Raw genomic sequence first — 14,389 nt, 5'->3', positions numbered from 1 at the left:
GTTAGCCACTACCCCCGCCCTCACTATAAGGATTTCAGTTATGGATACTTCTACCCACCACACCATCAATGGTCTGTTCGAGCAACTGGGACTGGATAGCAGCGATGCGGCCATCGAGGCTTTCATCAAGGAGAAGCGCCCCCTGGACAAGAATCTGAAACTGGCTGATGCAGAATTCTGGAGCAAGTCTCAGGCAGCCTTTCTGAGCCAGTCCTGGCAGGACGACGCAGAATGGGCTGTAGCCATGGATGAGCTGAGCACCCGTCTCAGAGCCTAGGCCCAGCCAGGATGCAGGCCGGTGTCAGGCTTCGATGAAGCCACTGGTCTGCAAGGTCGAGGCGTGATTGCTCTCGATCTGTTTCAGCACACGCTGCAGGGCCGAATCGTCCTCATCGTCTGCCTCCGCCATGATGAGGACTTTACCCGCCTCCACAGCTGAGTCGACTTCCTCCAGTACCGGGCTCTGTTCGCTTACACCAATCATGGTGGCCGACCAGGTGCCAACGCCTGCACCAGCCGCCGTTATTCCAGCCAGGGCCGCACCCCCCAGCGCTATACCTGCGGGCGGAAAGGCGACCGCCGCCAGCCCTGCGAGAAGGCCTGTAGCGCCACCAACTGCCGCTCCACGCTTGGCTGCATCACCCACCTGACTTGTCTGTGTGATATCCGCGTCTGGAAGATTGCTCTCGGTCACGCTCTCATTCTTGCACACGACACCGATCTGCTCGTCGCTGAACCCTGCGTCACGAAGAGTGGCGACTACCGGTGCTGCTTCATCAAGTGTGGCTACGACTGCATATATTTTATTACTCATGATCCTCTGCCTCTTTATCGCTGTTGTTATGGTCTGGTGTCGAGAAAGTGTCCTACCTACCAGGTAAGTACGATCAAGAAGCGAATGGCGGTGCAGAGCAGCGGCACGGGATTTGCCCCATCTCATTGTATTTTCTACACGAATTGCTCGCCATTTCGCCAATTTGGCGAAAAGGTCTGATCTGGCTAGCTCGTAAGCAACTGATTTATATCGCGTAATAATTGGCTCGAAAAGTGCTACTCCCTTTCTGATGAGTTCGCCGTCAGGGCGCAAGGAATAATTCCAACAATTGGAGATCAGCTATGACCGCTGTTTCAGACGACACTTCAACTACCGAGTCCACACGAGCCGCTCGCCGGGATCTATTCGGCGAGGATCGCGACCGCCGGGCGACCGACGAGCAGGCTGCTTCAGATGGGACGGAACGCAAGGACTATGATTACATGAGGCATCTCAATCCCGTCGATCTGGTCCGTACCCTGAGTTCTGATGCCACTGCTTTGCTTGTCGATGAAATTACGCTGGCCAAGAAGGAAGGTTTGCAGGCTATCAGCGATGTCAAGAAGAGTATTATTGCCGTTATCGTGGCGGGTATTACGCTGTTTGCAGGTACGCTGTTCCTCATGCAGTCAGCCACCTATGGATTAGCGGAGACCATGCCGTTCTGGATGTCTTCATTGATTGTCGGAGGCGCGGTCACACTGCTTGGTCTGATTCTGGTGTTCTGGGCCAAGAGCCTGTCATCAGCGAAAAATCTGAAGCCGAGCAATACGGCTGACACCTTGAAGAAAGACAAGAATATGCTGGCCGATCACGTGAGCTAAGTGGCCGTCGCTAAAACACCAAGGAGAATCTGAATGAACGACCAACTGGACCAAGAGAATTTTGATCCCGAAACGGCGTCGATCGAAGAGTTGCGCGAGCATATTGCGCGCAAGCGATCGGCCATCGATGCCAACCTGGGCGAGCTTGAGCGTCGGGTTCAGCCTGACTACATCGCTGAACACCTGGTGGATCGGGGGCGGGAGCTGCTGACGGGACAGAGCGGTTCTTTCGCGCGGGAGTTTGGCCACATTGCCAGGGAAAATCCCTTGGGCACGGCCTTGACCTGCTTCGGTCTTGCCTTGCTAGCCAAGGGTTATCTGGATGCCAATTCCGGCTCTCGGACCGACAACAGCTCTGAATCACACGCGCAGCGCAGCACCGCTCTGGACGAGACGAGCCGCGACTCCGGGCTTGATTCAGGTATGCAAACCGACCAGTCAGCGATCAGGCGGCAGCTGAAGAACGAGCACCATTATGTACCGGCCTATTCACACTTGAACGGCGTTAACCGGTCATCTGACGATGACCATATGGATACGATGTTCAAGGGCGCTGCGATCGCGGCTGGCATCGGTGTGGCGGTCGGTGGCTACGTGGCGTATACCCGCCGGGAGTCAGAGCCGGTCGAATGACCGGTTTTGCCCAATATCTTCAGGGATTCGGCAGAATAAGGGCAATAGCGAAATAGCGAACTGCCTTGCCGGCAAAAGTCAGGCAATAGAACTCCCAGAATTTCACCTTCATGATGCCAGCCACCAGGGTGATGGCATCACCCCCCAATGGGCTCCAGGACAATAGCAGAGTCCATTTTCCGTATTTCTCGAACCAGCGCTGCGCCGGTTTCAAGTGCTTTTCCTTGAGTGGAAACCAGCGACGATCCTGATAGTGCAGCATGTACTTGCCCAGCCACCAGTTGACGCAGGCACCCATTGTGTTGCCGAAAGTGGCCATCAATGTGAGCCCTAACCAATGATCAGGATAGGCAGTCAGCATCTTGAGTAGCAAGAGCTCAGAGTAGAACGGCAGGATGGTGGCCGCTGCAAAAGCCCCTAGCCAGAGTAGCCCGTAATCGCCTAGAAGCGAGCCGGTAGTGAGGCTCTCGGACAGGCTGCTCAGGGTCGCAGTAAACGAATCATACACTGGTCAGTGCATCCTCCCGCCCCAGCCTGAATTCAGCCGCCGAGCTGATCAGATTGCGGAACAAACGTCGATGAGGACGCAGATAGGGAAGGTATTCGGGATGCCATTGCACGCCGATGATGAATTGCTCCGCATTCGATTCAACAGCCTGCACGAGCTGGTCCAGATCCCGCCCCGCGACCTCCAGCTGATTGCCGAGCTGATCAATTGCCTGGTGGTGCAGGCTGTTGATGCGGATCCGGTTCTCATAAGCGTGCACATCAATGATGCGTCCCAGTCGCGACTTAGGCTGAATCAGCGCCGTTTTCAGAGGAAAGGGCGTGCGCCGGTTCGAGGTGATCGCCCGCATGGGACGGATATCCGGAAACAGCGTACCACCCAAGACTACATTGATCAGCTGCATGCCCCGGCAGATGCCCATTAATGGCGTCTTACGTTCGATAGCCTGGCGGATCATTTCCACTTCGAAGGCATCGCGCTGAGTGTCAATCTTGGCCAGCTCGGACTCATCATCCCCGTAGAGCTGAGGATCGATGTCATCACCACCGCCAATGATGACGCCATCGAACTGATCTACCGCAGCTGGGTGTCTCGGCGTAAGCCTGACCGGACTACCACCCAGCAGCCGAAGGCAGATGGAGGTGGCCCACCAGGCGATCGGATAGCGGGTGTCGGGGCCGGTGACTGCAATTATCGGACGTCGAGCCATTTAACAATCTGCTCCTTCCATGGTTTGATGAAGTCCGGGGTAAAGCTGTCCAGATGCTCGAGATAGGCGTCGCAGGCCTCGCGAAGCCGTATCGGGTCTGCAGCCAGTGACTCGACCATTACCCAATCGTTCCAGGGCTCCCACAGGCCCCAGGCTGGATTGTCGATATCACAGTTGGGGAGCCTGTAGTGGAAGGTAGGTCGGGGCTTGACCAGAGGATCTGTGATCGTCCCCCTTACACGTTCCTTGTCGATATGGAGAAACATGGGCAGCATGTCCAGTGCCCTGTTTCGCGTTGGATTGAAGCGCATGTAATCATCGATCAGGGTATCCATGTCCGGTGTGTAGTCTTCACGCAGGATAAACTCGACATAGTCAGTTTCGAATGGATTGATATATGGCGTCACCCGACGGCTGATATCCACATCTCCATGTTCGACAAGCCAGTCGTGCACACACACGTAGGCCTGCAGATGATGCAAAATGGTTTTTGCATCCAGGGCGACGATTTCGGGATTGAAATGCAGTCCGAAGGCGTTCCAGATTGAGTCCTTGGTACCTTTGCCACCACGCTCCCTGACCAGGTCTATCAGCTTGTCCATGCGATCGATTTCATCGATTGGCAGCGGGGGCGTGACGATTTCGCAAGGCACCCAGCCCTTGGTAATGGAGCCAAGGGTGCTGGAAGTCAGTTCGTCAATCATGTTGCCAGTATCTTCATATTCTCGCGCGATTCGCTTGAGCAGCTGCGAATCGACCTCGACGGTAAAAGTGCCGTAGTCCTCGCTATGCAATAGCCATTCGCGTTCAGACAGACGCTCCATCTTACCGTCGAACACCTGCGCAACAAGTTCCACGAGATCCTTGACCTCGGGTCCGCTGAGCTCGACTTCGATACCGACCCTGCGGCGCTCTCCCTTTTCATTGTCGATGGATGGGGGCAGGAGATACTGCCCTTTCGACCGCAATTCGTTGCTTCTCTCGGACGGGTCCTTCAGCTCACTCTTGTTCATGACATTCACCTTTGCACATTCCCTTGATAGCGTTTCTTGATCTAGCTACGCCGTTTTGCTGGACTACGATTCAGATCGCTGTCTGAGCACAGTATGAGATGGAATCGTCGCAATCTGCCCACATGACCGCAGGTGACCGCAATGACCAGCAGCGTTGGCACTGCAATAAACAGGCCCGCCACGCCCCAGATCCAGCTCCAGAAGATAATGGATCCAAAAATGACGATGGGATTCAGTTCGAACTTGCGGGCATGGACCATGGGATCTATGAAGTTCCCACAGATGAACATGAGCACCGCAGTGATGGCCGGCGCAGCGATGAGCGGGCCTACCTCGAGGTTGGCCGTCGCCACTGCGGCAGTGACCGCGATCAACGACAATACGTTGCCAACATAAGGTATGTATCGCATGAGGCCTACGAGTATGCCCCACAGCATGGCGTATTCGGCCCCAAAAACCCAGAGCACAAGACCAATGACGACGCCGAACGACAGGTTCACGCACATGGTCACGAAGATATACTGCGCAAGACTACTGCGAAGTTTACGCATCAGTTTCAGCGCGGACACCCGTTGCGATCGGTGCCTGAAGGTCATCGAAATATTTCGTGCCAGTGGATCCCCGCCAACAAGGAAAAAATAGCACAGGATAAGCGTGACCGAAAGCGCCCACACGAAACTGGTGATCTTCGAAAACACCGTCTCACGCCAGTCATCATTTGGCTGATCGATCACTATGGTATCAGCTTCGACCTTGGAGTTTTCCGAGGGGATGGCACCGTCGACAATGTTCTCGACTTCACTGGTGCGGCTCTCCATCTCGTCGAGCGTTTCCTGAAGCCCGGGCGTCTGCGACTTGAGCTTCTGCATCACCGCAGGGGCCGTCTGAATCCAGCTGGTAGCGGGCTCCTTCAACAGAAGAAGGCCGCCGACCATAGTACCGAACACTGCCAGTACCAATATGAGCGCACCGATAGCCTGGGGGATGAACAGCCTGCTGAGCCAGATCATCGGCGCATACAAGAGTACGGACAGATAGAAGCCGAACAGTATGGGAATGAGCACCGAACTGGCAAAGACGAGTAGGTGCACGCCAGTGGTAGCAATAATCAATAACAGCGCGGCGGTGAGCAGCCAGGAGCGGCTCAGTTGCTGCCAGTCGGCCAGGGCAATCCCGGCCTCTCCTGGCCTTTTTTCATTATGCGTCAAACAGCAGTCTCCAGATAATCAGTCTTATACGGCGGCGGGGGTGGGTCAGACTCCACCGACCTGCGGCAGAGGCGTAGTTCAAGGTCGGCTCATCTGCAAGCTGGTCTGTAGCGTACCAGATTCCTGACCATCTTCTTCCCTGTCTTCGCTTACACACACTTCGGCAGCATTCTGCATGCCGGATCAAGCGCCCTGACTCTGGAGACAAGAATGACGCAATCAACTCACGAAGGCACCAACAACAAGCAGGTGCCTACCGGCAAGGGTGGCGAAATCCACCAACAGGCCGGTGGCAAGAATCCGACCATGACCACCGCACAGGGTGCGCCGGTCGCCGACGACCAGAATTCGCTGAAAGCTGGCGCAAGAGGGCCGACGCTGCTCGAAGATCAGATCATGCGCGAAAAGATCTTTCATTTCGATCATGAGCGCATTCCCGAGCGCGTCGTGCACGCAAGAGGCTACGGTGCTCGAGGATATTTCGAAAGCTATGATCCCATACCCGAGCTGACCAAGGCTGATCTGTTCCAGCGCAAGGGTGAAAAGACCCCCGCTTTCGTTCGCTTCTCGACGGTAGCCGGCAACAAGGGTTCATTCGATCTGGCGAGGGACGTTCGCGGTTTTGCAGTGAAGCTGTACACGCAGGAAGGCAACTGGGACATCGTCGGCAACAATATCCCGGTGTTTTTCATTCAGGATGCGATGAAATTCCCCGATCTGGTCCACGCCGTGAAAGAGGCGCCAGACCGTGCCTTTCCGCAGGCGCAGTCGGCTCATGATAACTTCTGGGACTTTATTTCATTCATGCCTGAAGCCATGCACATGGTGATGTGGCAAATGTCGGACCGCACCATTCCTCGGTCCTTCCGTTTCATGGAAGGCTTTGGCGTGCATACCTTCAGGATGGTGAATACAGAAGGGCAATCCGTGTTCGTCAAATTCCACTGGAAGCCCAAGCTTGGCATGCAGTCGGTCGTGTGGAACGAAGCACTGAAGATCAATGGTGCTGACCCGGATTTCCATCGGCGGGATCTTTGGAATGCCATAGAATCAGGCGATTTCCCTGAGTGGGAATTGGGCTTGCAGGTCTTTGATGAAGACTTCGCAGAAAAATTTGAATTTGATGTGCTGGATTCGACGAAGCTGATTCCCGAGGAGCAGGTGCCCATCCGCAAGGTCGGTCGGCTGGTTCTGAACGAGCGCGTTGATAACTTCTTCGCTGAAACCGAGCAGGTAGCGTTCTGCACCCAGAACATCGTGCCCGGTATCGACTTCAGTAACGATCCGCTCCTGCAGGGCAGGAATTTTTCGTATCTCGATACCCAAACCAAGCGTCTTGGCGGGCCGAACTTCACCCATATTCCTGTGAATGCGCCAAAATGCCCCTTCGCCCATTTCCAGCAGGACGGGCACATGGCCATGCACAATCCGAAGGGTCGGGCCAACTACGAACCCAACGGCTGGGGCGACAACGGTGGGCCAAGGGCGGATGCGAGAAAAGGCTTTACCAGTGTGCCGGTCGAAGAAGGTGGCGTGAAGCAGCGTTCACGTTCTGAGACTTTTGCGGACCATTACAGTCAGGCGCGACAGTTTTACATGAGCCAGACTGAAGTGGAGCAAATGCACCTGGCGGATGCCCTGATATTTGAACTGAGCAAGGTCGAGACGCCGGCCATACGAGTGCGAATGGTCGCCCACCTCCTTAACGTGGATAAGGGGCTGGCCGAAAAAGTAGCCAAGGGGCTGCGCATACCCGATATGCCAGCGCCTGCCGAAGCAGCCATGCCGACACGGGATGATCTGCCAGTGTCTGATGCGCTCAGCATTCTCAAGAATGCGCCCGGCACCTTCGCCGGGCGAAAGATCGGTGTGCTTATGGCCGATGGCAGCGACGCAGCCATCTTCAATGCACTCAAAGCTGCGGCCAAAAAGGAGAAGGCCATGCTGGCTGTGATTGCGCCGGAGATCGGAGGTGTCACGCTGAGCGATGGCAGTGTTGCGGAAGTGCAGGAGAAAATCGATGGCGGACCATCAGTGCTGTTCGATGCGGTGTGTCTCCTGCTGACGGCGGAGGGGGCTGAGCAACTCAGAGCCATGCCACCAGCACGTGACTTCGTGGCCGATGCCTTTGCTCACATGAAGTTCATTGGCTACACCAAGGCTTCTGCACCCCTGCTGAAGAAGGCTGGCGTGGACCAGACCGACGGCGGCTGTGTAGAAATGAACGCGGAGGCTGATGCCGAGACACTCATCCAGACTTGTCGCGCGCTGCGTTTCTGGAAGCGGGTGCCTTGATCAGCGTTTCTATTCAATGACCAGCAGTGGCGGGATCTTCCGCCCGTCCTGCGGCACATGAAGATAGAAGCCCTGAACGAAGTCACAGTTTCGCTCTCGTAGACACTCGAGCTGCTGTGTATTTTCAACGCCCTCGGCAATCACCTTGATGCCGAGGGCGTGGGCCATGGCAATGATGGCGGTGATAATGGCGCCGGTATCGCTGGTAGTCGATAGTTCATTCACGAAGCCCCGGTCGATCTTCAGAATATCGATGGGAAATTGACGCAAGTAGTTGAGCGAGGAAAAGCCCTTGCCGAAGTCGTCGAGCGCAATCAGCACCCCCAGTTCCCGAATTTCCTCGAGTACCACATCGATTCGGTCGATGTGTTCCATGAACGATGTTTCAGTAATTTCCAGACAGAGATGCGCCGGGTCCAACCCGGTTCGCGCTAATGTGTTCCGCACGACCTCCTGAAAATTGCCTTTTGCGAATTGAACGGCAGACACATTGACAGCCACCTTGATTGGATAGTCGGTTTCATCCAGCCACGCCACGGCCTGCTTGCAGGCCTGCTCCAGAACCCAGGTCCCGATTTCGACAATGAGTCCATTTTCCTCAGCAAAGGGAATGAAGGTTGATGGCGATATCATGCCCAATTCCGGATCCTTCCATCGCACCAGTGCTTCAACACCGATGACTTCTCCCGTTCTCAAATCAGCCTGCGGTTGATACAGCAGGAACAGGCGATTATCGCGAATGGCTTCGCGCAGCTTCGACTCCATGTTGGCACGCTCGACCATGGCACTGTTCATCGAGTCGCGGTAGTACTGGAAATTGTTTCGACCTTCACCCTTGGCGTGATACATCGCGATGTCGGCATATTTGATCAGCAGATCAGGCGACTGGCCATCGTCAGGGTAGATGGTGATACCCAGGCTGGCACTGACATAGCACTCATTGTTATCGACTGGTATGGGCTGGGAGATCGAATCCACAATTCGCTCGGCGATGATGCCTGGCAACAGCAGGTCGGGAATATCCTGCAACAGCAAAAGGAATTCATCGCCGCCAATCCGGGCCAGTATGCCGGGGCTGCTGTCGTGGTTTTCCTCGCCGTCGGAACGGGCGATGAAGTCACTCTCCCGCATGCAGTGCGCCAGCCGTTCGGCCACGATACTCAGTAGCTGGTCGCCAGCACGGTGACCGAGGGTATCGTTGACCCGTTTGAAGTGATCGAGATCCAGGTACAGCACAGCAAACCTCGCCCCTGTCCTTTTCGCCGTCGCAATTGCGCCAGACAGATGCTCGTAGAACATGAGTCGGTTGGGCAGCGCTGTGAGCGTGTCATGGTAGGCCAGAAAACGCACTTGTTCGTGCGACTTCTGCAGGCTCGAGCTCATGGCATTGATGGACTCGGCCAGTGCACCCACTTCGTCGTTGCCCTTGATGTGAATCTTCTTCAGCAAATGTCCCCTGCCAATAGCTTCCGTAGCCCGCTGAAGATGTCTGATGGGGCGGATGATGAGCATGTTCAGCTGAACGTAGAGAACGAATGAAATGACGAAGACCGATGCCAGGCAGATCAGCATGATGAACAGTGCCAGCTCACTCGAGCGCTTGATGAGTTCTCGGGCTGGCAACCAGGCGGCAAGACGATATGACTCAGCCACGGGGCGCGACCAGAGATAGCCGTCCTGCCCATTCAGGTTTATGGTGCTGAAATCCTGTACTGGTACACCGGCTAGCAAGGTTTCAAGCATGGTTCGCGAGGGGTGTGCCGCGGGTAGCTTCGAGTGGAGTTGCTCGGTAGCGTGGATGAAGTCGGTATTGCCGGAGTGAGTAAAGACCTTACCAGAGGCATCGGTGAGCATGAGCACAGCACCAGTCTCTGTACTCGCTTCGTCCATCTTGTCCTGCAGCCATTGCAATGATACAGCCACTGACAGATAGGCACGTAGAGTGGGCTTGGCATCAAAGGCTTCACGGGTATTGTCGCGAACCAGCAAGGGCTTGGTGAAATAGAAGGCTACCTGGTCGGTGTCAGGGTTCATTTCGAAGAACGAAGAGTCAAGTTCGCCAGCCGCAAGAATGCGTTCGAAAATGGGACTATTCGCCTCGTATTCTGTGGTGTTGATGATGTCGAGACTACTGAGCCGGACATCCTCAAACCCATTCGGCATCAGTATCCGAATTTCGAAGTAGGCTGGGTAAGCTTTCTGATAGCTGCTGAGCAGTCGCAGCAGGGCGGTCAGCAGAAGGTCGTAACGCGACTCTTCATCGGTCAGCACATACCGCTGTAGCAGGGTATCGGCAGCGAACAAATCCAGGTTGGAGTGGGTATTGGACTGGGTGGCGAGAATGCTTGAACGCAGGTCGAGCAGCGCCGCATCCACCTGCCTTCTGCTGTTGTCGAGCGAGGCTTCACTTAACTGGCTGTGCGCGAACCAGCCGGTACAGCCGATCGCGACGACCAGAAGCGGCAGGATAATCAGCAGAATTTTGGCATTGAGCTTCAATCAGGCGCTACCGTTCGTTCAGCAACGTTGGCGAAAAGCTGTTTCCGCAGCCGTGCCGCCCTCGGACTCAGCCTGGTAAAACGTTCCGCTTCCAGCAGGACTTCGGGCGGAGGGTAGACAATGGGGTTTTCCAGTATAGCTTCTGGCAACAACTTTTCCGCCGCCGCGTTGGGGGAGGCGTAATTGACGTAACTGGTGAGTCTCGCAGCCACTTCCGGCTCATTGATGAAGTTCAGGAATTGGTGCGCGAGCGCCTTCTCCCGGCTGTAAGTAGACACGACGAGATAGTCTACCCATAAGCCCGTACCCTCTTTCGGTAGCACGAATTCGATGGCGGGATGATGTTGCTGCAGCGTCAATGCATCGCCGCTATAGATCATCGCCATCACGATCTCTCCGGACACCAGCGCAGATTGCTCGTCGATGACCGGATAGGAGTAGTCCCTCACGAAAGGTCGCTGGGCGACCAGTACGGGCGCGACCTGGTGTATCTCTTCGACGCTTTCGCTATTCATGGAATAGCCAAGCATCTTGAGGGCCATCCCGACGGTATCCCGGCTGCTGCGGATCATGGCTATCTTTCCCTCCAGCGCAGGATCCGGCCGGTACAAGGCTGCCCAGCTATCAACCGCTTTCGGGTAAAGATCCTTGCGATAGGCGATACCGACGGTGCCCCATGTATAGGGCACCGCATAACTTCCGGACTCGGGAAAATAGTCATACCACTGGGGTGCGATCAGATCGCGGTTGGGCACTTCACGAGCAGAAATAGGGGCTAGCCAGCCTTCGCGAACATACTTGCCGACGGCTGTGCCATTGGCAACGATGAGATCGAAGCCGCGGCCGTCTGTTTCCAGCATGAGTTCATCGCGCCCATCATCGGTTTCGAAATGAATGAGACGAATGCGCGCCTTATAAGTCTTTTCAAATTCTGAGATGACAGCTGGATCGAAATAGTGCGACCAGGTGAGCAGTACGAGTTCTGCAGACAACTCCCTGGCGCGAAGAATCGGGCTCGCCAGGATGACTGCAAGGATGGTCGCAGTGAAGAGGACACAGATCGGTCTTAGTCGCTTCATCACCTTGGCCCGGGTTTACTGCATGAAGAATGGAAGCTGATATTACAAAGCTAGTCTGGCGGGGGCCGGATTACAAACGACCTTCGCTAGGCATTCAGACGCTATTATGCCTTGAGTAGCCTAGTTTCTGCCATAGAGGCGGGGGCGCTTGTAGCGAAAGAAGCCGATGGCCTCTTCCTTGGCGATGGTTGGGGCCTCGGCCCCGAAGGCTTCTTCGCGAAGATCGGCCAGCGCGGTGGCGAGCTGCTCGCCCTCCAGACGCGCTTCAAGGTCCTGACGGCGGGACATGTATGACAGCCCCTTGTCCCAGCGCTCATTGCGTTTGGCATCGGATTCACCCAGTTTCCGGGCTTCAGCCTCGGTGAAACCCATGCTCATACGCAGTTCGCGGATCTTGTCCTGACGTTCTTCATTGGGCATCTCATGCAGCACGCTCTGCACTGAGTCGAGATCGAAGTAAACCTGCGCAGTCTGCGCAGGTCCGATCGGTGCATGCGACTGAAGATCGCCGTAGGTGTCCTCCAGAGCCGTTTCCAGCTGATACACCTTTTCTTCCAGCGACGTGTCGTAAGCCTTGTCCAGGCGAGCTATGGTCGTCTGTATCTGTCGTTGCTGCTGCGCAGCCTGTTCACGCTCAGCTGTCCAGATTCGTTCAGCGGCATCGCCAAACAGTTCGCGGCGTCTGGTCCAGAGCATGGCATCCTGCTGCAACTGATCAAGCGCAACAAGTTCCGGTTGAACCTCGTAGAGCCAGTCCCGGTAGGTCGCCATTTTGCTGACGGATTCTGCGATTTCAGTGGCGAGATCGGGGAAGGCCAATTGAAGGATAGTGTCGAAGCGGGCAAGACCATTCTGCGGATCCTTGCGCAACAGGGCTTCGCGCAGTCTCAGCAAGCTCACCTGTACTGCAGGGTCGGAGATGCTGTCGCCATAGTTGTCGACCAGCTCCTGGGCAAGTCGACGGTTTTCGTGATCTATGGCATCAGCGGGTAAATTCGGTGTGGTCTGATCGATATCGACCGTGACGAGTCGTTCCGGGGCGTCGGCCACCGGCAAACTACCTGGTAGTGCCGGGTCCGGCGTGGGTAGCAGCAGGACCAGCAGTAATACTGTAGCGAGCACTGCGAGCGCAGCGATGAGGAAAATGCGTGCTTTCATACCCGTGTTTTCATTCTCTTTGTGCGCTCGCAGTCAAGGCAGGGTCAGGACCTACAACAGAGGCTGGAGCTTTGGCCAGATCAGGTCGGCCAGAATCCTCGAGCCTTCAGCAGTAGGGTGAATGCCGTCAATGATGATATTCCTGTCGCGAATCGACGAGCGGGGATCGACGAACTGACAGTCTATCGTACTGAAATTGCAAGCCTGGTTCAGCCGCAGATCACCGTAATCCACCGCTTCTTCCATACTGTCGAGCAGGAAAATGCCGTTCTTGGTGTAGTAGTAACCCAGGTAGATGACGTTGTCGATGCCATCTGCATCCATCTGGTTGAGCAGATTCACGCCATCGACATACACATCATCGATAAAGCGCTGGCACTTGGCGCTCAGACGACCGAACTCGTACCACTGAGTTTTACAATCATTCGGGTCGAAGGCGATGGCTGGAATCAGGATATCGTTGCCTCCGCCATTCATCACGATGGTGTCGATATCTGAATTGTCTGTCAGCGCGCGCTGATACTGATCTTCGATCGACGTGGCAATATTGCCATCGCTCAGCTCGGCGCCAGAGACGGTATAGCGGCGGAAGGTTTCGCCTGCCTTGGCTTCCAGCTCGTCCTGCAGCTTGCCTGACAGCGCGAAGATGGAGTCACCCAGCGTGACGACCTGGTCGTTATCTGCGTCAGCCACTCTGGCATTACTCAGCAGACCGCCGATGCCATCACAGCCAGCCAGGAGCGTTGCCATTGAGAGAGCCATGAATGTTCGGAACGAGAGGAGGGATTTGCGCGACAACAGGGTCTGTCGCAGTGCGTCTTTTTTTGTCATGAGTAAATGCTCTGTTGTTATTGAAGTTTTTTATTTGACCGCTCTACGTTAAGGTATAGGCAAGCGCCGAAATGAGAACTGGTTTGCGTTTTTGATGAGGTGTAAGTCGCCTATCGTACAATCGGAAAATTTACGGCACACCATCCAGGGAATTGGAGAGCACCGATATGGAAAAGACTTCTGCATTGGTTGTCGAAGGCGGAGCGATGCGCGGTATCTTTGCCGCCGGGGTGCTCGACGGCTTCATGGCCGCTGAGTTCTGCCCCTTTGCGTATGCCTTTGGTGTGTCTGCTGGCTCCACCAATCTGATGGGCTATCTGTGCAATGAATATGGTCGAAGCCAGAAGATCATCATGGAACACGCCTGCGCGCCGGAGTTCATCAACTGGCGACGCTTCATCAAGGGTGGGCATCTTTGCGACGTTCACTGGCTATGGCATCAGTCCTTCGAAGATGTTCCGCTCAATGTCGAACATTACCTCGAAGGCTCGACCCCATTGTGGGTTGGGGTGACGTCGGTGAATTCCGGTGAGCCGCGCTACATCAGGATTGATCGGGAGAACATGCACTCGGTACTCACCGCATCGTGCTCAATTCCTGTGGCCTATCGAGACTATCCACTGGTAGACGGCGAACCAATGAGCGATGGCGGGCTGATCGATTCGATTCCGGTAGAGCGAGCTTACGAAGAGGGTGCGCGTGATATCACCGTGATCCTGTCCAGGCCGCTGGGCTATCGCAAGAAGCCTTCTCGACTGCCAGCTGTGACCCGCTCGGTATTTCGCGGATACCCCGCGCTGGCCGAGGCGCTATTGTAG

General features: G+C 55.5%; 14 protein-coding genes. 5 read left to right on the top strand and 9 right to left on the bottom strand.

Annotated elements, in window-relative coordinates:
- Positions 1–40: 40 nt before the first annotated feature.
- Positions 41–277 (top strand): DUF2789 family protein, encoded by a 237-nt coding sequence (locus ABD735_RS09145; protein ID WP_344805576.1) that lies wholly within the window; start codon positions 41–43, stop codon positions 275–277.
- 24 nt (positions 278–301) lie between these two features.
- On the opposite strand, the gene ABD735_RS09140 is transcribed toward ABD735_RS09145, so the two are convergent.
- Complete coding sequence (locus ABD735_RS09140; RefSeq protein ID WP_344805574.1) at positions 302–814, bottom strand: hypothetical protein; 513 nt, start codon at positions 812–814, stop codon at positions 302–304.
- Between the two features lie 302 nt (positions 815–1,116).
- On the opposite strand from ABD735_RS09140, the gene ABD735_RS09135 reads away from it, so the two are divergent.
- Positions 1,117–1,638, top strand: a complete 522-nt coding sequence (locus ABD735_RS09135; RefSeq protein ID WP_344805573.1) for a phage holin family protein — start codon at positions 1,117–1,119, stop codon at positions 1,636–1,638.
- Positions 1,639–1,671: 33 nt separating this feature from the next.
- Positions 1,672–2,271, top strand: coding sequence for a hypothetical protein (locus ABD735_RS09130; protein ID WP_344805571.1), 600 nt, complete (start codon positions 1,672–1,674; stop codon positions 2,269–2,271).
- Between the two features lie 19 nt (positions 2,272–2,290).
- Here the strand turns inward: ABD735_RS09130 and ABD735_RS09125 are convergent, their stop codons facing one another.
- Genes ABD735_RS09125 through ABD735_RS09110 form a run of 4 tightly spaced genes read right to left on the bottom strand, consistent with a single transcriptional unit; the run spans position 2,291 to position 5,709 of the window.
- Positions 2,291–2,779, bottom strand: a complete 489-nt coding sequence (locus ABD735_RS09125; protein ID WP_344805569.1) for a YqaA family protein — start codon at positions 2,777–2,779, stop codon at positions 2,291–2,293.
- Positions 2,772–3,488 (bottom strand): gamma-glutamyl-gamma-aminobutyrate hydrolase family protein, encoded by a 717-nt coding sequence (locus tag ABD735_RS09120; RefSeq protein ID WP_344805567.1) that lies wholly within the window; start codon positions 3,486–3,488, stop codon positions 2,772–2,774. Before ABD735_RS09120 ends, ABD735_RS09125 begins: the two co-directional genes overlap by 8 nt.
- On the bottom strand, positions 3,470–4,501 hold the full coding sequence (locus tag ABD735_RS09115; RefSeq protein ID WP_344805565.1) for an amidoligase family protein: 1,032 nt from the start codon (positions 4,499–4,501) through the stop codon (positions 3,470–3,472). Before ABD735_RS09115 ends, ABD735_RS09120 begins: the two co-directional genes overlap by 19 nt.
- A 41-nt stretch (positions 4,502–4,542) precedes the next feature.
- Positions 4,543–5,709, bottom strand: a complete 1,167-nt coding sequence (locus tag ABD735_RS09110) for an AI-2E family transporter (RefSeq protein WP_344805564.1) — start codon at positions 5,707–5,709, stop codon at positions 4,543–4,545.
- A 210-nt stretch (positions 5,710–5,919) separates the two neighbouring features.
- Between ABD735_RS09110 and ABD735_RS09105 the strand changes: the two genes are divergently transcribed.
- Positions 5,920–8,004, top strand: a complete 2,085-nt coding sequence (locus tag ABD735_RS09105; protein ID WP_344805562.1) for a catalase — start codon at positions 5,920–5,922, stop codon at positions 8,002–8,004.
- A 9-nt stretch (positions 8,005–8,013) separates the two neighbouring features.
- Here ABD735_RS09105 and ABD735_RS09100 read toward each other — a convergent pair whose 3' ends face one another.
- From ABD735_RS09100 to ABD735_RS09085, 4 genes are all read right to left on the bottom strand, one after another.
- Positions 8,014–10,503 carry a bifunctional diguanylate cyclase/phosphodiesterase gene (locus tag ABD735_RS09100; protein ID WP_344805560.1) on the bottom strand — a complete coding sequence of 830 codons (2,490 nt, stop codon included), beginning with the start codon at positions 10,501–10,503 and terminating at the stop codon, positions 8,014–8,016.
- Positions 10,500–11,582, bottom strand: a complete 1,083-nt coding sequence (locus ABD735_RS09095) for a polyamine ABC transporter substrate-binding protein (RefSeq protein ID WP_344805558.1) — start codon at positions 11,580–11,582, stop codon at positions 10,500–10,502. The genes ABD735_RS09100 and ABD735_RS09095 overlap by 4 nt, the downstream gene beginning before the upstream one ends.
- A 120-nt stretch (positions 11,583–11,702) precedes the next feature.
- Positions 11,703–12,740, bottom strand: a complete 1,038-nt coding sequence (locus ABD735_RS09090; protein ID WP_344805557.1) for a hypothetical protein — start codon at positions 12,738–12,740, stop codon at positions 11,703–11,705.
- 51 nt (positions 12,741–12,791) lie between these two features.
- The gene (locus ABD735_RS09085; RefSeq protein WP_344805555.1) at positions 12,792–13,571 is read right to left on the bottom strand and encodes an SGNH/GDSL hydrolase family protein; all 780 of its coding nucleotides are present in this window, start codon (positions 13,569–13,571) and stop codon (positions 12,792–12,794) included.
- Between the two features lie 167 nt (positions 13,572–13,738).
- On the opposite strand from ABD735_RS09085, the gene ABD735_RS09080 reads away from it, so the two are divergent.
- Entirely contained in the window at positions 13,739–14,389 is a 651-nt protein-coding gene (locus tag ABD735_RS09080) for a patatin-like phospholipase family protein (RefSeq protein WP_344805553.1), read from the top strand.

This window comes from Allohahella marinimesophila (assembly GCF_039538005.1).
Taxonomy (GTDB): Bacteria; Pseudomonadota; Gammaproteobacteria; order Pseudomonadales; family Oleiphilaceae; genus Allohahella; species Allohahella marinimesophila.
The sequence above is the reverse complement of the archived record's forward strand: the minus strand, read 5'-3'. Positions and strand labels throughout refer to the sequence as shown.

What these genes read in the sequence shown, in the direction of transcription:
- ABD735_RS09145 (WP_344805576.1), top strand. Translation starts at nt 41, where the DNA reads ATGGATACTTCTACCCACCACACCATCAATGGTCTGTTCGAGCAACTG.
- ABD735_RS09140 (WP_344805574.1), bottom strand. Translation starts at nt 814, where the DNA reads ATGAGTAATAAAATATATGCAGTCGTAGCCACACTTGATGAAGCAGCA.
- ABD735_RS09135 (WP_344805573.1), top strand. Translation starts at nt 1,117, where the DNA reads ATGACCGCTGTTTCAGACGACACTTCAACTACCGAGTCCACACGAGCC.
- ABD735_RS09130 (WP_344805571.1), top strand. Translation starts at nt 1,672, where the DNA reads ATGAACGACCAACTGGACCAAGAGAATTTTGATCCCGAAACGGCGTCG.
- ABD735_RS09120 (WP_344805567.1), bottom strand. Translation starts at nt 3,488, where the DNA reads ATGGCTCGACGTCCGATAATTGCAGTCACCGGCCCCGACACCCGCTAT.
- ABD735_RS09115 (WP_344805565.1), bottom strand. Translation starts at nt 4,501, where the DNA reads ATGAACAAGAGTGAGCTGAAGGACCCGTCCGAGAGAAGCAACGAATTG.
- ABD735_RS09105 (WP_344805562.1), top strand. Translation starts at nt 5,920, where the DNA reads ATGACGCAATCAACTCACGAAGGCACCAACAACAAGCAGGTGCCTACC.
- ABD735_RS09095 (WP_344805558.1), bottom strand. Translation starts at nt 11,582, where the DNA reads ATGAAGCGACTAAGACCGATCTGTGTCCTCTTCACTGCGACCATCCTT.
- ABD735_RS09090 (WP_344805557.1), bottom strand. Translation starts at nt 12,740, where the DNA reads ATGAAAGCACGCATTTTCCTCATCGCTGCGCTCGCAGTGCTCGCTACA.
- ABD735_RS09085 (WP_344805555.1), bottom strand. Translation starts at nt 13,571, where the DNA reads ATGACAAAAAAAGACGCACTGCGACAGACCCTGTTGTCGCGCAAATCC.
- ABD735_RS09080 (WP_344805553.1), top strand. Translation starts at nt 13,739, where the DNA reads ATGGAAAAGACTTCTGCATTGGTTGTCGAAGGCGGAGCGATGCGCGGT.